Source organism: Erwinia sp. 2186, assembly GCF_057812255.1.
Genome location: NZ_CM173824.1, coordinates 4607510 through 4626944, shown reverse-complemented (window position 1 = coordinate 4626944; position 19435 = coordinate 4607510). Strand labels below are relative to the sequence as shown.

General features: G+C 50.9%; 13 protein-coding genes, 4 tRNA genes and 1 rRNA gene. 16 read left to right on the top strand and 2 right to left on the bottom strand.

Features of this window, described 5'->3' with window-relative positions:
* The first annotated feature begins 22 nt into the window (after positions 1-22).
* The 3 genes from rrf (at position 23) to birA (ending at position 3198) form a co-directional block, all read left to right on the top strand.
* A 5S ribosomal RNA gene (gene rrf / locus ACXKZG_RS21535) occupies positions 23-138 on the top strand.
* Between the two features lie 1063 nt (positions 139-1201).
* Positions 1202-2239 carry a UDP-N-acetylmuramate dehydrogenase gene (gene murB, locus ACXKZG_RS21530; RefSeq protein WP_013200287.1) on the top strand — a complete coding sequence of 346 codons (1038 nt, stop codon included), beginning with the start codon at positions 1202-1204 and terminating at the stop codon, positions 2237-2239.
* Entirely contained in the window at positions 2236-3198 is a 963-nt protein-coding gene (gene birA, locus ACXKZG_RS21525) for a bifunctional biotin--[acetyl-CoA-carboxylase] ligase/biotin operon repressor BirA (protein ID WP_013200288.1), read from the top strand. Before murB ends, birA begins: the two co-directional genes overlap by 4 nt.
* Before the next feature lie 30 nt (positions 3199-3228).
* Here the strand turns inward: birA and coaA are convergent, their stop codons facing one another.
* Complete coding sequence (gene coaA, locus ACXKZG_RS21520) at positions 3229-4179, bottom strand: type I pantothenate kinase (RefSeq protein WP_013200289.1); 951 nt, start codon at positions 4177-4179, stop codon at positions 3229-3231.
* Positions 4180-4746: 567 nt separating this feature from the next.
* Here coaA and ACXKZG_RS21515 point away from each other — a divergent pair.
* From ACXKZG_RS21515 to rpoC, 13 genes are all read left to right on the top strand, one after another.
* Positions 4747-4822 (top strand) — tRNA-Thr (locus ACXKZG_RS21515).
* Between the two features lie 20 nt (positions 4823-4842).
* Positions 4843-4927 (top strand) — tRNA-Tyr (locus ACXKZG_RS21510).
* A gap of 159 nt (positions 4928-5086) precedes the next feature.
* Positions 5087-5161: transfer RNA gene (locus ACXKZG_RS21505), tRNA-Gly, on the top strand.
* Between the two features lie 6 nt (positions 5162-5167).
* Positions 5168-5243: transfer RNA gene (locus ACXKZG_RS21500), tRNA-Thr, on the top strand.
* 114 nt (positions 5244-5357) lie between these two features.
* Positions 5358-6542 (top strand): elongation factor Tu, encoded by a 1185-nt coding sequence (gene tuf / locus ACXKZG_RS21495; protein WP_013200290.1) that lies wholly within the window; start codon positions 5358-5360, stop codon positions 6540-6542.
* A 228-nt stretch (positions 6543-6770) separates the two neighbouring features.
* On the top strand, positions 6771-7154 hold the full coding sequence (gene secE / locus ACXKZG_RS21490; protein WP_013200291.1) for a preprotein translocase subunit SecE: 384 nt from the start codon (positions 6771-6773) through the stop codon (positions 7152-7154).
* A 1-nt stretch (position 7155) separates the two neighbouring features.
* A complete protein-coding gene (nusG, locus tag ACXKZG_RS21485) occupies positions 7156-7701 on the top strand; it encodes a transcription termination/antitermination protein NusG (protein ID WP_013200292.1) in 546 nt (181 codons plus the stop codon).
* A gap of 201 nt (positions 7702-7902) precedes the next feature.
* A complete protein-coding gene (gene rplK / locus ACXKZG_RS21480) occupies positions 7903-8331 on the top strand; it encodes a 50S ribosomal protein L11 (protein WP_013200293.1) in 429 nt (142 codons plus the stop codon).
* Positions 8332-8334: 3 nt separating this feature from the next.
* Complete coding sequence (gene rplA, locus ACXKZG_RS21475; protein ID WP_013200294.1) at positions 8335-9036, top strand: 50S ribosomal protein L1; 702 nt, start codon at positions 8335-8337, stop codon at positions 9034-9036.
* A gap of 291 nt (positions 9037-9327) precedes the next feature.
* Positions 9328-9831 (top strand): 50S ribosomal protein L10, encoded by a 504-nt coding sequence (rplJ, locus tag ACXKZG_RS21470; protein WP_013200295.1) that lies wholly within the window; start codon positions 9328-9330, stop codon positions 9829-9831.
* A 71-nt stretch (positions 9832-9902) separates the two neighbouring features.
* Positions 9903-10268 carry a 50S ribosomal protein L7/L12 gene (gene rplL, locus ACXKZG_RS21465; RefSeq protein ID WP_013200296.1) on the top strand — a complete coding sequence of 122 codons (366 nt, stop codon included), beginning with the start codon at positions 9903-9905 and terminating at the stop codon, positions 10266-10268.
* A 326-nt stretch (positions 10269-10594) separates the two neighbouring features.
* Entirely contained in the window at positions 10595-14623 is a 4029-nt protein-coding gene (rpoB, locus tag ACXKZG_RS21460) for a DNA-directed RNA polymerase subunit beta (protein ID WP_013200297.1), read from the top strand.
* A gap of 133 nt (positions 14624-14756) precedes the next feature.
* Positions 14757-18977, top strand: coding sequence for a DNA-directed RNA polymerase subunit beta' (rpoC, locus tag ACXKZG_RS21455; RefSeq protein WP_013200298.1), 4221 nt, complete (start codon positions 14757-14759; stop codon positions 18975-18977).
* Between the two features lie 135 nt (positions 18978-19112).
* Here rpoC and ACXKZG_RS21450 read toward each other — a convergent pair whose 3' ends face one another.
* Positions 19113-19304, bottom strand: a complete 192-nt coding sequence (locus ACXKZG_RS21450) for a DUF1127 domain-containing protein (protein WP_013200299.1) — start codon at positions 19302-19304, stop codon at positions 19113-19115.
* Positions 19305-19435 lie beyond the last annotated feature (131 nt).

Below are 19435 nucleotides of genomic sequence, written 5' to 3'. Positions count from 1 at the left end.
GCGGCGTGAATAACAGAATTTGCCTGGCGGCTTTAGCGCGGTGGTCCCACCTGACCCCATGCCGAACTCAGAAGTGAAACGCCGTAGCGCCGATGGTAGTGTGGGGTCTCCCCATGCGAGAGTAGGGAACTGCCAGGCATCAATTAAGCAGACAAGCCTCATGCGAAAGCATGGGGCTTTTTTGTGTGCGTAAAAAGCAAAAACCCACAGCAGGCCCGCCTGATAACGGCCAAAACCCGCCACTGAAATCCAAAACCGCCCCAAACACCCCCTAAAACTCCCAAACCATCCCAAACCATCCCAAACCATCCCAAAACCAGACAAAAGAAGACGCCGTCCTTCCGCACGACGCCTTAAAGGATAATGACAGGCAGATAACGTCGTGTTCTGAAAGCGTTAATTACCCGACCTTGTTAAGGAGAACATAATGGTAATTTTATTGAGATCCATAAACCCGATGGAATAACCAAACTATAAGAGTAATTAGCAAAAATTTATTCTGACTGTGGTTTTTTACAGATAATATTTAAATTATAAGGAGAGAATAAAAGTGCAGAGGATAAAGACACTGAGTGAAGGGTTTGTTGAGTGAAATAACTGAGCGACTGATATTGCTATATCCTAACCTTCCATTGCACGCATTGTACATGACGTAAGACAGACAGGGGAGCTCAAAATATTTAAATGATTTCTTGGTGGTAAACACCAATCACTCGCATTATATATTAGCCAGTTTTTATGGCCAATCTCCTGCTAATGGCGTCCCGAGACAATATGAAAAACTGAACCTGAATAGCGTTAAAATAATTCCATCTCATCAGCTATCCTATCAACAGTTGTAGTCTGGTAGACCTTCATTGCCTGAATCTGTATCAAATAGTCTTCAGATGGAATGAATATCATCGGGTCGTCTGATGTGATCTAAATTCATTATTACAATCATGCATTCAATTAAACCTCATCATTGTTAAAGGGGGTTATTTAATGGTGGGTGAATGTTTTGGTGAAACAGTCGATTGATTGAGATGGGGTTTTGTCCCTGCATTTTAATATAAAGCAATATTCAAGAGTTTGGTTTTTAGGGGTTATCCGTAACTCATTCCCGTATTACAACAAAAGTCTTTATTAAATCAAAATCCACTGCAAGCTTGCGGATGGATGGGGTACACTCTCCCGTAGATTAATTTATTAAGGTTTGAGCATGTCCTCTCAACATAACTCCCTTCAATCCTGGAATACTTTTGGCCTTGACGCCCATGCCGCCAATCTTGATGTAGCGACCAGCGCAGAGTCGCTTCTGCAAAGCTGGCAGCAGAGCCTGCTACACAACCAGCCGGTGTTGCTACTGGGAGAAGGTAGCAACATTCTTTTCCTGGAAGACTTTTCTGGCCGGGTGATCATCAACAGAATTAAAGGCATACAGATCGAGGAAGATCAGCATCACTGGCAGCTGCATATCGGCGCGGGTGAAAACTGGCACAATCTGGTGCAGGTCCTGCTGGAGAAAGGCATACCGGGACTGGAAAATCTGGCGATGATCCCCGGTTGTGTTGGTTCAGCACCTATACAGAACATTGGGGCTTATGGCGTCGAGCTAAAGGATGTCTGTGCTTATGTTGATGTATTGGATTTAAACACCGGTGAAGTCGAACGTCTGACGGCAGCCGCATGCCAGTTCGGTTATCGGGACAGCATCTTTAAGCATCAGTATCAGCTGGGCTATGCCATTGTTGCCGTAGGACTGGTGTTGAACAAACAGTGGTGCCCGGTAATGACTTACGGCGACCTGAGAGCATTAGATCCACAGACAGTCACTCCCCAACAAATTTTCGATGCGGTCTGCGCAATGCGTAGCAGTAAGCTGCCGGATCCGGCGATAACAGGTAACGCTGGCAGCTTCTTCAAGAATCCGGTTGTCACTGCTGAAGCCGCAGAGGCGATCCGCACTGCCTACCCAACGCTGCCCGCTTATCCTCAAGCGGATGGAAGAGTAAAGCTGGCTGCAGGCTGGCTGATTGAGCAGTGTGAGCTTAAAGGGGTTAGCGTTGGCGGCGCAGCGGTGCATCAGCAGCAGGCGCTGGTTTTGATCAACAAAGAGAAGGCGACAGGGAGCGACATAGTGGCTTTAGCGCATGAAGTGCGCCAACGAGTGGGCACGAAATTTAACGTGTGGCTTGAGCCTGAGGTGCGCTTTATTGGCGCGCAGGGTGAAAAGGATGCAGTTGGAGTCATTGCATGAAAGCAAATACCGTCCCGTTAACGCTGATTGGCCTGTTGGCTGATGGCGAGTTCCATTCCGGAGAGCAGCTTGGCGAACAGCTGGGTATGAGCCGCGCCGCAATCAATAAGCACATTCAGACCCTGAAGGATTGGGGGATTGATGTCTTCACTGTTACCGGCAAAGGCTATAGCCTGCCGGCACCGATGCAGCTGCTGGATGAAGAAACGATTATGGCGCAGCTGAAGGAAAAACGGCTGGCCGTAATCCCGGTGATTGATTCAACTAATCAGTATCTGTTGGAAAGAATGGATTCACTGCAATCAGGTGATGCCTGTGTCGCAGAGTATCAACAGGCTGGCAGAGGACGGCGTGGTCGTCAGTGGTTCTCCCCGTTTGGTTCTAATCTCTATTTATCTCTTTACTGGCGCCTGGACCAGGGGCCAATGGCGGCAATGGGCCTGAGTTTAGTTATCGGGATTGTCATTGCCGAAGTTTTGCAATCACTGGGTGCTAAAGACGTTCGCGTAAAGTGGCCTAACGATCTCTATCTGAACGATCGCAAACTGGCCGGCATTTTGGTTGAGTTGACCGGAAAAACCGGCGATGCCGCTCAGTTGGTGATCGGTGCGGGTATCAATCTTGCTATGCGCTCACCCGATGCCGGTATTGTGAACCAGGGCTGGATAAACCTGCAGGAAGCCGGCGTCAACGTGGACCGAAATACGCTAACGGCGCATCTGATCAACAATATGCGTGAATCGTTGCCGATATTTGAGCGCGAGGGACTGGCACCTTTTATCGATCGCTGGAGCGAGCTGGATAACTTTATTAACCGGCCGGTTAAATTGCTGATTGGCGATAAAGAAATCCCGGGAATTGCGCGCGGCATCGATCAGCAAGGCGGATTAATTCTGGAGCAGGATGGGGTAAGGAAATCCTGGGTCGGGGGCGAAATTTCGCTTCGTCCGCAAGATTAATTGCAAGAAAAGGGGCTTTCGCCCCTTTTTTTATTTCCGCAAGCGGACCAGGTCCACCGCATGATCGACGCTTTTGGTCATTATCAGGCTGGCTCGTTCCCGGGTAGGCAAGATATTTTCCTTAAGGTTCATAAGGTTGATCTCTTCCCATAGCTGAGTTGCCACGCCCACCGCTTCCTCTTCAGAGAGTTTCGCGTAGTTGTGGAAATAAGAGTCTGGATCGGTAAAGGCGCCCTGGCGGAATTTCAGGAAGCGGTTAATGTACCAGCTCTGCAGCAGATCTTGCGGGGCATCGACGTAAATTGAGAAGTCTACAAAATCAGAGACAAAGACGTGATGCGGATCGTGAGGATAGTCCATCCCACTCTGCAAGACGTTAAGCCCTTCAAGAATCAAAATATCAGGCTGCTGCACAACCTTGTCACCCTGCGGGATCACATCATAAATAAGATGAGAGTAAACCGGAGCCGTGACCTGCGAAGCGCCTGATTTTAAATCTGATACGAAATTCACCAGTCGGTGCATGTCGTAAGACTGCGGAAAGCCTTTCTTCTTCATCAGACCGCGTTCTTTAAGCACCTCATTAGGGTGCAGGAAGCCGTCAGTGGTGATCAGCTCTACCCGCCGATGCTCAGGCCAGCGGCTCAGCAGAGCCTGCAGTACACGCGCTGTAGTGCTCTTACCCACGGCGACGCTGCCAGCAATACTGATGATATAGGGAATCTTCTGGCCATTGGTTCCCAGGAACTGCTCAAGTACAGCCTGACGACGAACGTTAGAACTGATATAGAAATTAAGCAGACGTGAAAGGGGAAGATAGATCTCGGCTACTTCCTCAAGAGATAAATCTTCATTTATCCCCTTCAGGCGGGCAATTTCTTGTTCACTCAAGGTCATTGGGACTGAATCGCGGAGCGCAGCCCATTGATCACGATTGAATTGTAGATAGGGGGTGGTCAACAAGGAGTCTTTTTTGCTCATATGCATGCTTCTGCCAGCAAGAATTTGCCTGTCGTAGAGTTAACTACTCTGTCGAGGGGGATAAACCCGCCTTTTCCAGCTCATGTGACTAAGGTAAATTTCAGAAAACAATGGGCAGGAGGTTACCACCAGAGAGACAGTAGCTGAAGGAAAAATATATTCTGCGAGCGCAAACGGAACGGCACCCGCATTTATTGAATAATGTGCTGGCAATCAGCAAAAGAAACTGATCACACACGCCAAGAAAAAATCGCTTATACGCCGCCTCTGTTTAGTCAGTCATGGCACGATGCCTGCCAATTGTCGCCTTTTTAAGCGTAGAGTGTTGCCATCGCAATTTTTTTGCCGCGATCATGCATCTTTTAAACTTAGCGGCGCAGTTGAATCGCAAAATCATCCGCGTGGATGCTGGTGAAAAAATCGCTAAAATGGCGCTTCTTTGAACTGTTTTTCTGCCCCAATGCGATAATTTGCGAAGAATTGCACAAATAGTAAGCATAAGAACATTTATCGCAATTTTTTTGTTGCATCAGAGGCCAGGTCTTCCTAGAATGCGCACCACTTGATGCCGGCTTAGCTCAGTTGGTAGAGCAACTGACTTGTAATCAGTAGGTCACCAGTTCGATTCCGGTAGCCGGCACCATCAAGTAACGAAATACCCCTGGTGGGGTTCCCGAGCGGCCAAAGGGAGCAGACTGTAAATCTGCCGTCATCGACTTCGAAGGTTCGAATCCTTCCCCCACCACCATTTCGACCCGGAACGTTAAGGTTGAAATGAATGAAGATTTTAGACTGAGCACCAGCGCAGTCAGGGTCATCAAGCGTATGCGGGTTGACTCGAATAGCAAGGGGGCATCTTCTTGTTGTTCAAAAGCTACAGACAGAACAGGTAGCCGAGTTCCAGGATGCGGGCATCGTATAATGGCTATTACCTCAGCCTTCCAAGCTGATGATGCGGGTTCGATTCCCGCTGCCCGCTCCAAGCCGTGCTGATATGGCTCAGTTGGTAGAGCGCACCCTTGGTAAGGGTGAGGTCCCCAGTTCGACTCTGGGTATCAGCACCACTTCTAATTCTCCCTCCCTGATTCTTTCTCTGTACGTTAAAATTCAACTGTTCAGGCTTTGCCTGGTTGATGTGGTGATATCACCGATTTATCCGTGTCTTAGAGGGACAAGTTATGTCTAAAGAAAAATTTGAACGTTCCAAACCGCACGTCAACGTTGGTACAATCGGCCACGTTGACCACGGTAAAACTACCCTGACTGCTGCTATCACTACCGTTCTGGCTAAGACCTACGGTGGTTCTGCTCGTGCATTCGACCAGATCGATAACGCACCAGAAGAAAAAGCGCGTGGTATCACCATCAACACTTCCCACGTTGAATATGACACCCCATCACGCCACTATGCGCACGTTGACTGCCCAGGCCACGCCGACTATGTGAAAAACATGATCACCGGTGCTGCACAGATGGACGGTGCAATTCTGGTTGTTGCTGCAACTGACGGCCCTATGCCTCAGACCCGTGAGCACATCCTGCTGGGTCGCCAGGTTGGCGTTCCTTTCATCATCGTATTCATGAACAAATGCGACATGGTTGATGATGAAGAGCTGCTGGAACTGGTTGAGATGGAAGTTCGTGAACTTCTTTCTGCCTACGACTTCCCTGGTGATGACCTGCCAATCGTTCGCGGTTCTGCACTGAAAGCACTGCAGGGCGAAGCTGAGTGGGAAGAGAAAATCATCGAGCTGGCTGGCCACCTGGATAACTACATCCCAGAACCAGAGCGCGCAATTGACAAGCCATTCCTGCTGCCAATCGAAGACGTATTCTCCATCTCCGGCCGTGGTACTGTTGTTACCGGTCGTGTAGAGCGCGGTATCATTAAAGTTGGTGAAGAAGTTGAAATCGTCGGCATCAAAGATACGGCTAAATCAACTTGTACCGGCGTTGAAATGTTCCGTAAGCTGCTGGACGAAGGTCGTGCAGGCGAGAACTGTGGTGTTCTGCTGCGTGGTATCAAGCGTGAAGACATTCAGCGTGGTCAGGTTCTGGCTAAGCCAGGCTCTATCAAGCCACACACCAAATTTGAGTCAGAAGTTTACATTCTGTCCAAAGACGAAGGCGGCCGTCATACTCCGTTCTTCAAAGGCTACCGTCCACAGTTCTACTTCCGTACAACTGACGTGACCGGTACCATCGAACTGCCAGAAGGCGTTGAGATGGTCATGCCTGGTGACAACATCCAGATGGTGGTTACCCTGATCCACCCAATCGCGATGGATGACGGTCTGCGTTTCGCAATCCGTGAAGGTGGCCGTACTGTTGGTGCGGGTGTTGTTGCTAAAGTTATCGCATAATCGCGGATAATATTTGACGCAACGCACATGAAAAGGGCATCATTTGATGCCCTTTTTGCACGCTGTAACATAGAACCTGGCTCATCAGTGATTTTCAACCATAATCATTGCTGAGGCAGGCTCTGTAGCACGGCGTTATATGCCGAGTTTCGCCTGAAAGCCTCATTCGGTTTGGTTGCCTCGTATTACGGGGCAAAATAGTTTCTGTTTATTGTGGCAGGTTGGTTTATGAGTGCTAATACCGAAGCTCAAGGGAGCGGGCGTGGCCTGGAAGCGGTAAAGTGGCTAGTCGTAGTGTTACTACTGATTCTGGCCATCGTAGGTAACTACTTTTACCGTGAAGTCTCGCTGCCGTTGCGTGCGCTGGCCGTCGTTGTCCTTATCGCTGTCGCCGGTGGCATTGCGCTGCTGACCACGAAAGGTAAGTCTACACTGGCGTTTGCCCGTGAAGCCCGCACCGAAGTTCGCAAGGTCATTTGGCCGACTCGCCAGGAAACGTTGCATACCACGTTAATCGTTGCCGCGGTTACTGCCGTGATGTCACTGATTTTGTGGGGACTGGATGGTATTCTGGTCCGTCTGGTATCGTTTATCACTGGCCTGAGGTTCTGAGATGTCTGAAGCTCCAAAAATGCGCTGGTACGTCGTTCAGGCGTTTTCCGGTTTTGAAGGCCGCGTAGCCCAATCGCTGCGCGAGCATATCAAGTTACATAACATGGAAGAGCTTTTTGGCGATGTCATGGTTCCAACTGAAGAAGTGGTTGAGATCCGTGGTGGTCAGCGTCGTAAAAGCGAGCGTAAGTTCTTCCCGGGTTATGTCCTGGTCCAAATGCTCATGAATGATGCAAGCTGGCACTTAGTGCGTAGCGTGCCTCGTGTCATGGGATTCATTGGTGGTACCTCCGATCGTCCGGCACCTATTAGCGATAAAGAAGTCGATGCGATCATGAACCGCCTGCAGCAGGTTGGTGATAAGCCACGTCCGAAAACCATGTTTGAACCTGGTGAAATGGTCCGTGTTAGTGACGGTCCGTTCGCAGACTTCAACGGTGTGGTTGAAGAAGTGGATTATGAGAAAAGCCGCCTGAAAGTGTCGGTTTCAATCTTTGGGCGTGCTACGCCGGTTGAGCTGGACTTTGGTCAGGTTGAAAAAGGCTGATAATCACTCTGCGCGGAGACAGACTGTGGGGTAACCACTCCCTGCATATAAAATGATCTCTTTGAGTGAAAATTGGTTGCGAGAGGCGCGAAATTGCCATACAATTTCGCGCCTTTTGTTTTTATGCGCTGTTCGCAGCGTGTGGAATATTAATCACGGGGAGCTCTTCACGGAGCGTCTGAACCCAATTGAGGAATTATCATGGCTAAGAAAGTACAAGCCTACGTCAAGCTGCAGGTTGCAGCTGGTATGGCAAACCCAAGTCCTCCGGTCGGTCCGGCACTGGGTCAGCAGGGTGTTAACATCATGGAATTCTGTAAAGCGTTTAACGCCAAAACAGAATCCCTGGAAAAAGGCCTGCCTACTCCAGTTGTGATTACCGTTTACTCTGACCGTTCTTTCACCTTCGTTACCAAAACGCCTCCAGCACCTATCCTGCTGAAGAAAGCGGCTGGTATTAAGTCTGGTTCCGGTAAGCCGAACAAAGACAAAGTCGGTAAAGTAACGCGTGCTCAGGTACGTGAAATCGCAGAAACTAAAGCTGCGGACATGACTGGTGCTGATATTGAAGCGATGGCTCGCTCAATTGAAGGTACTGCTCGTTCCATGGGCCTGGTTGTAGAGGACTAAGAAATGGCTAAGCTGACCAAGCGTATGAGCGTGATCCGCGACAAAGTTGATGTAACTAAACAGTATGACATCAACGAAGCTGTTGCTCTGCTGAAAGAACTGGCTACTGCCAAGTTCGTTGAAAGCGTTGACGTAGCGGTAAACCTGGGCATTGATGCCCGTAAATCTGACCAGAACGTTCGCGGTGCAACTGTACTGCCACACGGTACTGGCCGTTCTGTTCGCGTTGCCGTATTTGCCCAGGGCGCAAACGCTGAAGCTGCTAAAGCTGCAGGCGCTGAGCTGGTAGGTATGGAAGATCTGGCTGACCAGATCAAAAAAGGCGAAATGAACTTCGACGTTGTTATCGCATCTCCTGATGCAATGCGCGTTGTTGGCCAGCTGGGCCAGGTACTGGGCCCACGCGGTCTGATGCCTAACCCGAAAGTGGGTACCGTAACCCCTAACGTTGCTGAAGCGGTTAAGAACGCTAAAGCCGGTCAGGTTCGTTACCGTAACGACAAAAACGGCATCATCCATACCACTATCGGTAAGGTTGATTTCGATGCAGATAAACTGAGAGAAAACCTGGAATCCCTGCTGGTTGCGCTGAAAAAAGCAAAACCTTCACAGGCGAAAGGCGTTTTCATCAAGAAAGTTAGCCTGTCCACCACTATGGGTGCAGGCGTTGCAATCGATCAGGCTGGCCTGAACGCTGCAGTTTAATCTGCTTTACGCGGGCGAAAGTTTCTATTAGAATCTTACGCCCGTTGTTCCGTTAATTGCGGAACCAGAATTTTCGGTTGGAGCCTGGCCTTATCCAGGCCTCCGTCCAAGACCGCAGGTGTCTCGAAAGAGGCTTAATCTCCTGCGTAGACGGTGACAGAACCTGAAGAATATTTTTATAGTCTTTGCTGGATTCTGCTCACCGTGTTAAGCGCCTGACTTCGGAAACGCGGTCAGGTGAAGTGAGTTCCGGAGAAATTCATCTCCGGCAAAATCCAGGAGCAAAAGCTAATGGCCTTAAATCTTCAAGACAAACAAGCGATTGTTGCTGAAGTCAGCGAAGTAGCCAAAGGCGCGCTGTCTGCGGTAGTTGCGGATTCTCGTGGCGTACCAGTAGGCAAAATGACTGAACTGCGTAAAGCAGGTCGTGAAGCTGGCGTTTACATGCGTGTTGTTCGTAACACCTTGCTGCGCCGCGTCGTTGAAGGTACTCAGTTTGAGTGCCTGAAAGACACGTTCGTCGGTCCAACCTTGATTGCATATTCTATGGAACACCCGGGCGCTGCTGCTCGTCTGTTCAAAGATTTCGCTAAAGCGAATGCAAAATTTGAGGTTAAAGCTGCGGCCTTTGAAGGCGAGTTAATCAGTGCGGCTCAGATCGACCGCCTGGCAACTCTGCCTACTTACGATGAAGCAGTCGCACGCCTGATGGCAACCATGAAAGAAGCCGCTGCCGGCAAACTGGTTCGCACTCTGGCTGCAGTACGTGATCAGAAAGAAGCTGAAGCTGCATAAGCTCAGGCCTTTCATTTTCCGTACTCTTGCTAACGTATTTACACCTAAACTGAATTTCAGGAACATTTGACATGTCAATCACTAAAGAACAAATCATTGAAGGCGTTGCAGCCCTGTCTGTAATGGAAATCGTTGAACTGATCTCCGCTATGGAAGAAAAATTCGGCGTTTCAGCTGCTGCTGCAGTTGCTGGCCCAGCCGCTGCTGCTGAAGCTGTAGAAGAAAAAACCGAGTTCGACGTTGTACTGAAAGCTATCGGCGCTAACAAAGTTGCCGTGATCAAAGCAGTACGTGGCGCAACTGGTCTGGGCTTGAAAGAAGCTAAAGACCTGGTTGAGTCTGCACCTGCTGCCCTGAAAGAAGGCATCAGCAAAGACGACGCTGAGTCTCTGAAGAAAGCACTGGAAGAAGCTGGCGCAGAAGTTGAAGTTAAGTAAGCCAACCTTTCAGGTTGCAGCCTAATCTGATTTAGGCTGACGGCTGGTGACTTTTTAGTCACCAGCCTTTTTGCGCTCTACAGCGTCAATGACGTTTCACACTGTTTAGTCATTGAATTGCTTAATATCTTTCTCTATCGACGACTTAATATATTGCCCTCCTGCGGCGCTTCTCTGCTTTGCTACGGCAACGAAATGATTTAAGCGTGATAGAAAGAGGTATTACGGAAGGGGAGTCTTCTTTCCGCGTCACAAAATAGTGTTGCATGAACTGTCCCCTCTGGACGGACAGCGAGGTTCTACCTTTCAGCGAGCTGAGGAACCCTATGGTTTACTCCTATACCGAGAAAAAACGTATTCGTAAGGATTTTGGAAAGCGCCCCCAGGTGCTCGACATTCCTTATCTCCTTTCTATCCAGCTTGACTCGTTCCAGAAGTTCATCGAGCAAGACCCGGAAGGTCAACATGGTTTGGAAGCGGCTTTCCGTTCCGTATTCCCAATCCAAAGCTATAGCGGTAATTCTGAACTGCAGTACGTCAGCTACCGTTTAGGCGAACCTGTTTTTGATGTGAAAGAGTGTCAGATTCGTGGCGTCACGTACTCTGCACCCCTGCGCGTAAAACTGCGCCTGGTGATCTACGAGCGCGAAGCGCCGGAAGGCACCGTTAAGGACATCAAAGAACAAGAAGTTTACATGGGTGAAATTCCACTCATGACCGATAACGGTACCTTTGTCATCAACGGTACAGAAAGGGTTATCGTTTCTCAGCTGCATCGTAGTCCTGGTGTCTTCTTCGACAGCGATAAGGGTAAAACCCACTCATCGGGTAAAGTGCTTTATAACGCACGTATCATTCCTTACCGTGGTTCGTGGTTGGACTTTGAGTTCGACCCGAAAGACAACCTGTTCGTTCGAATTGACCGTCGCCGTAAATTGCCTGCGACCATCATTCTGCGTGCACTGAATTACACCACTGAGCAGATCCTTGATCTGTTCTTTGACAAAATCGTGTATGAAATCCGCGACAACAAGCTGCAGATGGAACTTGTTCCTGAGCGCCTGCGTGGAGACACTGCCTCATTCGATATCGAATCCAACGGTACTATCTACGTTGAGAAAGGCCGTCGTATTACTGCACGTCATATCCGTCAGCTGGAAAAAGATGGCATTGAGCACATCGAAGTTCCTGTTGAATACATCGCCGGCAAAGTCGTTGCTAAAGACTATGTTGACGAGAGCACCGGTGAGCTGATCGTTGCTGCCAACATGGAGCTGTCGCTGGATCTGCTGGCTAAGCTGAGCCAGTCTGGTCACAAGCGCATCGAAACGCTGTTCACCAACGACCTGGATCACGGTGCGTACATTTCCGAAACCGTCCGCGTCGACCCAACCAGCGATCGCTTGAGCGCACTGGTTGAGATCTACCGCATGATGCGCCCTGGTGAACCACCAACGCGCGAAGCGGCTGAAAACCTGTTCGAGAACCTGTTCTTCTCTGAAGACCGCTACGATCTGTCTGCGGTTGGTCGTATGAAGTTCAACCGTTCTCTGCTGCGTGACGAGATCGAAGGTTCCGGTATTCTGAGCAAAGACGACATCATCCAGGTGATGCGTAAACTGATCGGGATCCGTAACGGTATTGGCGAAGTGGATGATATCGACCACCTCGGCAACCGTCGTATTCGTTCCGTTGGCGAAATGGCAGAAAACCAGTTCCGTGTCGGTCTGGTCCGTGTTGAGCGTGCGGTGAAAGAGCGTCTGTCTTTAGGCGATCTGGATACCCTGATGCCTCAGGACATGATCAACGCCAAGCCAATTTCTGCAGCAGTGAAAGAGTTCTTTGGTTCCAGCCAGCTGTCCCAGTTTATGGACCAGAACAACCCACTGTCTGAGATTACGCACAAACGTCGTATCTCTGCACTTGGCCCGGGCGGTCTGACGCGTGAGCGTGCAGGCTTTGAAGTTCGAGACGTTCACCCGACGCACTACGGTCGCGTGTGCCCAATCGAAACGCCTGAAGGTCCAAACATCGGTCTGATCAACTCCTTGTCCGTGTACGCACAGACCAATGAGTACGGTTTCCTGGAAACCCCATACCGTCGCGTTCGCGAAGGCGTGGTGACCGACGAAATTCATTACCTCTCTGCAATTGAAGAGGGTAACTACGTTATCGCTCAGGCTAACACCAACCTCGACGACGAAGGTCACTTCGTAGACGATCTGGTTACTTGCCGTAGTAAAGGCGAATCGAGCTTGTTCAGCCGCGATCAGGTTGACTACATGGACGTATCCACCCAGCAGATCGTTTCTGTTGGTGCGTCACTGATCCCGTTCCTGGAGCACGATGACGCCAACCGCGCATTGATGGGTGCAAACATGCAACGTCAAGCGGTTCCAACTCTGCGTGCTGATAAGCCGCTGGTTGGTACCGGTATGGAACGCGCGGTAGCGGTTGACTCCGGTGTTACAGCCGTAGCAAAACGTGGTGGTACTGTTCAGTACGTGGATGCATCCCGTATCGTTATCAAAGTTAACGAAGACGAAATGTACCCAGGCGAAGCCGGTATCGACATTTACAACCTGACCAAATACACCCGTTCTAACCAGAACACCTGCATCAACCAGATGCCTTGCGTGAACCTGGGTGAGCCAATTGAACGTGGTGATGTGCTGGCTGATGGTCCTTCAACGGATCTCGGCGAACTGGCACTGGGTCAGAACATGCGCGTCGCGTTCATGCCTTGGAACGGCTACAACTTCGAAGACTCCATCTTAGTCTCCGAGCGTGTGGTACAGGAAGATCGCTTCACCACCATCCACATTCAGGAACTGGCATGTGTGTCTCGCGACACCAAGTTGGGGCCGGAAGAGATCACCGCTGACATCCCTAACGTGGGTGAAGCTGCGCTCTCCAAGCTGGATGAATCCGGTATCGTTTATATCGGTGCTGAAGTGACCGGCGGCGACATTCTGGTTGGTAAGGTAACGCCGAAAGGTGAAACCCAGCTGACGCCAGAAGAGAAGCTGTTACGTGCGATCTTCGGTGAGAAAGCGTCTGACGTTAAAGACTCTTCTCTGCGTGTACCAAACGGCGTATCAGGCACCATTATTGATGTGCAGGTCTTCACCCGCGATGGCGTGGAAAAAGACAAGCGCGCGCTGGAAATCGAAGAGATGCAGCTGAAGCAGGCGAAGAAAGACCTGTCTGAAGAATTGCAGATCCTCGAAGCTGGCCTGTTTAGCCGTATTAGCTACCTGCTGGTTGCCGGTGGCGTTGAAGCGGAAAAACTGGAAAAGCTGCCTCGCGAGCGCTGGTTGGAACTCGGCCTGACCGACGAAGACAAGCAAAACCAGCTGGAACAGCTGGCAGAGCAGTACGACGAGCTGAAGCACGAGTTTGAGAAGAAACTCGAAGCGAAGCGCCGCAAAATCACTCAGGGCGATGACCTGGCACCTGGCGTGCTGAAAATCGTTAAAGTGTATCTGGCCGTTAAACGTCAGATCCAGCCTGGTGACAAGATGGCTGGTCGTCACGGGAACAAAGGTGTTATCTCCAAGATCAACCCGATCGAAGATATGCCATACGATGAGAACGGTACGCCGGTCGACATCGTACTGAACCCGCTGGGCGTACCATCACGTATGAACATTGGACAGATTCTTGAAACCCACCTGGGTATGGCTGCGAAAGGTATTGGCGAGAAGATCAACGCCATGCTTAAGAAGCAGGAAGAAGTGTCTAAGCTGCGTGAGTTTATTCAGCGTGCGTACGATCTGGGCTCCGATTTACGTCAGAAAGTCGATCTGAACACCTTCACCGACGACGAAGTGCTGCGTCTGGCAGAAAACCTGAAGAAGGGGATGCCAATCGCAACACCAGTGTTTGACGGCGCGAAAGAAAGCGAAATCAAAGAGCTGTTACAGCTCGGCGGCCTGCCTTCTTCTGGTCAGATCACGCTGTTTGATGGTCGTACTGGCGAGCAGTTCGAGCGTCAGGTTACCGTTGGCTACATGTACATGCTGAAACTCAACCACTTAGTGGATGACAAGATGCATGCACGTTCTACCGGCTCTTACAGCCTCGTTACTCAGCAGCCGCTGGGTGGTAAGGCGCAGTTCGGTGGACAGCGATTCGGTGAGATGGAAGTGTGGGCACTGGAAGCATACGGTGCCGCTTATACCCTGCAGGAAATGCTGACCGTGAAGTCTGATGACGTTAATGGCCGTACCAAGATGTATAAAAACATCGTGGACGGTAACCATCAGATGGAACCGGGCATGCCGGAATCCTTCAACGTACTGTTGAAAGAGATCCGCTCGCTGGGTATTAACATCGAGCTGGAAGACGAGTAATCCCTGTGACTTTCAGGCTGTAGCCCATGTGGATGCAGCCTGAGAGATAACGGGAAAAGCACTCGAATTTGTACTGGTTACAGCACGTCCGCCTGGACGTGCTGAGAAGTCTCACTCCGACGGGAGCTAATCCGTGAAAGACTTACTTAAGTTTCTGAAAGCGCAAACTAAGACCGAAGAGTTTAGTGCGATCAAAATTGCTCTGGCCTCGCCAGACATGATCCGTTCATGGTCTTTTGGTGAAGTTAAAAAGCCAGAAACCATCAACTACCGTACGTTCAAACCAGAACGTGACGGGCTTTTCTGTGCGCGTATTTTCGGGCCGGTAAAAGACTATGAGTGCCTGTGCGGTAAGTACAAGCGCCTGAAACACCGTGGTGTGATCTGTGAGAAGTGTGGCGTTGAAGTTACACAGACCAAGGTTCGCCGTGAGCGCATGGGCCACATTGAGTTGGCATCACCTACTGCGCACATCTGGTTCCTGAAATCGCTGCCTTCGCGCATCGGTTTGCTGCTGGATATGCCACTGCGTGACATCGAGCGCGTGCTGTACTTCGAATCATACGTTGTGGTTGAAGGCGGCATGACCAACCTCGAGCGTCGTCAGATCCTGACTGAAGAGCAGTATCTGGATGCGCTGGAAGAGTTCGGTGACGAATTCGACGCGAAGATGGGTGCGGAAGCTATTCAGGCCCTGTTGAAAAACATGGATCTGGAGCAGGAATGCGAGACGCTGCGTGAAGAGCTGACCGAAACCAACTCCGAAACCAAACGCAAAAAACTGACCAAGCGTATCAAGCTGCTGGAAGCGTTCGTTCAGTCTGGTAACAAGCCAGAGTGGATGATCCTGACCGTGCTGCCTGTACTGCCACCGGATCTGCGTCCGCTGGTACCGCTGGACGGCGGTCGTTTCGCTACGTCGGATCTGAACGATCTGTATCGTCGCGTGATCAACCGTAACAACCGTCTGAAACGCCTGCTGGATCTGGCTGCGCCAGATATCATCGTACGTAACGAAAAACGTATGTTGCAGGAAGCGGTCGATGCGCTGTTGGATAACGGCCGTCGCGGTCGTGCGATCACCGGTTCTAACAAGCGTCCTCTGAAATCTTTGGCCGATATGATCAAAGGTAAGCAGGGTCGTTTCCGTCAGAACTTGCTGGGTAAACGTGTCGACTACTCTGGTCGTTCGGTTATCACCGTCGGTCCATACCTGCGTCTGCACCAGTGTGGTCTGCCGAAGAAAATGGCACTGGAACTGTTCAAACCGTTCATCTACGGCAAGTTGGAACTGCGTGGTCTTGCTACCACCATTAAAGCTGCCAAGAAAATGGTTGAGCGTGAAGAAGCTATCGTTTGGGATATCCTCGACGAAGTGATCCGCGAACACCCGGTCCTGCTGAACCGTGCACCAACTCTGCACCGTCTGGGCATCCAGGCATTTGAGCCAGTACTGATCGAAGGTAAAGCTATCCAGCTGCACCCGTTGGTTTGTGCGGCTTATAACGCCGACTTCGATGGTGACCAGATGGCTGTTCACGTACCGCTGACGCTGGAAGCCCAGCTGGAAGCGCGTGCGTTGATGATGTCTACCAACAACATCCTGTCTCCAGCGAACGGTGAGCCAATCATCGTTCCTTCTCAGGACGTTGTATTGGGTCTGTACTACATGACCCGCGACTGTGTTAACGCCAAAGGCGAAGGCATGGTGCTGACTGGCCCGAAAGAAGCTGAGCGTGTTTACCGCGCCGGTCTGGCCTCTCTGCACGCTCGTGTGAAAGTCCGTATCACCGAGCACGAAAAGAACGAGCAGGATGAGTGGGTTGCTAAAACCAGCATCATCGATACCACCATTGGTCGCGCCATCCTGTGGATGATCGTGCCTAAAGGTTTGCCGTACTCTATCGTCAACCAGGCGCTGGGCAAAAAAGCGATCTCCAAGATGCTGAACACCTGTTACCGCATCCTGGGCCTGAAGCCGACCGTTATCTTTGCGGACCAGACCATGTACACCGGTTTTGCCTATGCAGCGCGCTCAGGTGCGTCAGTAGGTATCGACGACATGGTCATCCCAGAGAAGAAAGTGGAAATCATCACCGAAGCGGAAGCAGAAGTGGCTGAGATCCAGCAGCAGTTCCAGTCTGGTCTGGTTACCGCTGGCGAACGCTATAACAAAGTGATCGATATCTGGGCTGCGGCCAACGAACGCGTTGCTAAAGCGATGATGGAAAACCTGTCTACCGAAGTGGTTATCAACCGTGACGGTGAAGAAGAGCGTCAGGTTTCCTTCAACAGCATCTTTATGATGGCTGACTCCGGTGCGCGTGGTTCTGCAGCACAGATTCGTCAGTTGGCCGGTATGCGTGGTCTGATGGCTAAGCCAGATGGCTCAATCATCGAGACGCCAATTACCGCGAACTTCCGTGAAGGTCTGAACGTACTCCAGTACTTCATCTCGACGCACGGTGCACGTAAAGGTCTTGCGGATACCGCACTGAAAACAGCTAACTCCGGTTACCTGACCCGTCGTCTGGTTGACGTGGCACAGGATCTGGTTGTCACTGAAGACGATTGTGGTACCCACGAAGGTATCATGATGACCCCGGTTATCGAGGGTGGCGATGTTAAAGAGCCACTGCGTGAGCGTGTTCTGGGTCGTGTGACGGCTGAAGATGTGATCAAGCCGGGTACTGCTGACATTCTGCTGCCACGTAACACCCTGCTGCACGAACAGCAGTGTGATCTGTTGGAAGAGCACTCTGTTGACAGCCTGAAAGTCCGTTCCGTAGTAGGTTGCGAAACTGACTTCGGTGTGTGTGCACACTGTTATGGACGCGATCTGGCACGTGGTCACATCATCAACAAAGGTGAGGCCATCGGCGTTATCGCAGCACAGTCCATCGGTGAGCCGGGTACCCAGCTGACGATGCGTACATTCCACATCGGTGGTGCGGCATCTCGTGCGGCTGCTGAATCCAGCATCCAGGTGAAGAACAAAGGTACGCTGAAACTGATCAATGCCAAGTCGGTAACCAACTCCGCTGGCAAGCTGGTGATCACCTCGCGTAACGTTGAACTGAAAATGATCGACGAATTTGGTCGTACCAAAGAGAGCTATAAAGTTCCTTACGGTTCAACCATGGCGAAAGGCGACGGCGAGCAGGTTGCAGCGGGCGAGACCGTAGCAAACTGGGATCCGCACACCATGCCAGTGATCACCGAAGTGAGCGGTTTCATTCGCTTCACTGACATGATCGACGGCCAGACCATTACCCGTCAGACAGATGACCTTACCGGTCTTTCTTCTCTGGTGATCCTGGACAGTGCTGAACGTACTGCCGGTGGTAAAGATCTGCGTCCAGCGCTGAAAATTGTTGATGCTAATGGCAACGATGTAATGATCCCAGGCTCCGATATGCCTGCTCAGTACTTCCTGCCGGGTAAAGCAATTGTGCAGCTGGAAGATGGCATCAAGATCAGTTCTGGTGACACCCTGGCTCGTGTACCGCAGGAATCTGGCGGTACCAAGGACATCACCGGTGGTCTGCCACGCGTTGCTGACCTGTTCGAAGCCCGTCGTCCGAAAGAGCCGGCAATCCTGGCTGAAATCAGCGGCATCATTTCCTTCGGTAAAGAAACCAAAGGGAAACGTCGTCTGGTTATCACCCCGATTGATGGCAGCGATCATTACGAAGAGATGATCCCGAAATGGCGTCAGCTGAACGTGTTCGAAGGTGAACGTGTTGAACGTGGTGATGTTGTTTCCGATGGCCCTGAGTCTCCACATGACATTCTGCGTCTGCGTGGCGTGCATGCGGTGACCCGTTACATCACTAACGAAGTGCAGGAAGTTTACCGTCTGCAAGGCGTTAAGATTAACGATAAGCACATCGAAGTCATCGTGCGTCAGATGTTGCGTAAAGCAACCATCGCAAGTGCAGGAAGTGCAGACTTCCTGGACGGTGAGCAGGTTGAGTTCTCACGCGTTAAAATTGCTAACCGTGAGCTCGAAGCCAACGGCAAAATCGCAGCGACCTTCGCACGCGATCTGCTGGGTATCACCAAAGCGTCTCTGGCGACCGAGTCCTTCATCTCTGCGGCCTCGTTCCAGGAAACGACGCGCGTACTGACCGAAGCAGCCGTTGCGGGCAAACGCGACGAACTGCGCGGCCTGAAAGAGAACGTCATCGTGGGCCGTCTGATCCCAGCCGGTACCGGTTACGCTTATCATCAGGATCGTATGCGCCGTAAAGCAGCTGGCGAAACGCCGGTTGTTCCTCAGGTGACTGCGGACGAAGCTTCTGCCAGCCTGGCAGAGTTGCTGAACGCGAGCATGGGCGGCAAAGACGATTAATCGTCTCTGACCCTCAAGCCACTAAAAACCGCTCTCCGGAGCGGTTTTTTTATGCCTGCGATTTACAGACAAAAAAATGGGTGGCCGGATTTCTCCAGCCACCCTAAATACGGGCTGTGTCAGCCCAACACCACATCATTTATAGCGACGAACATCCTCACAGGTCATGCCAATATCTTTCAGCTGGCTTGCGCTAAGTCTTGAGAGAATTTTGCGGGTCTCTACCCGGCTCCGCCAGGCTTTCCACAAACGGTAAGGCAATTTGTAGATCAGATGAAACGGTGAATCGGCGAAAGGCTTTGCAGCCCGATTTTCATTGAATTCCATGATGCTCTCCTCAACGGGGTATGGGGCTATTTTGCGCGGAAGCGGAATTTCAATACAGATGCAAAAAACACCTTTATTTAACATACAGATTGGAAGATAGTGGGTCTGAATGGTCAGATGCAGAGCGATCT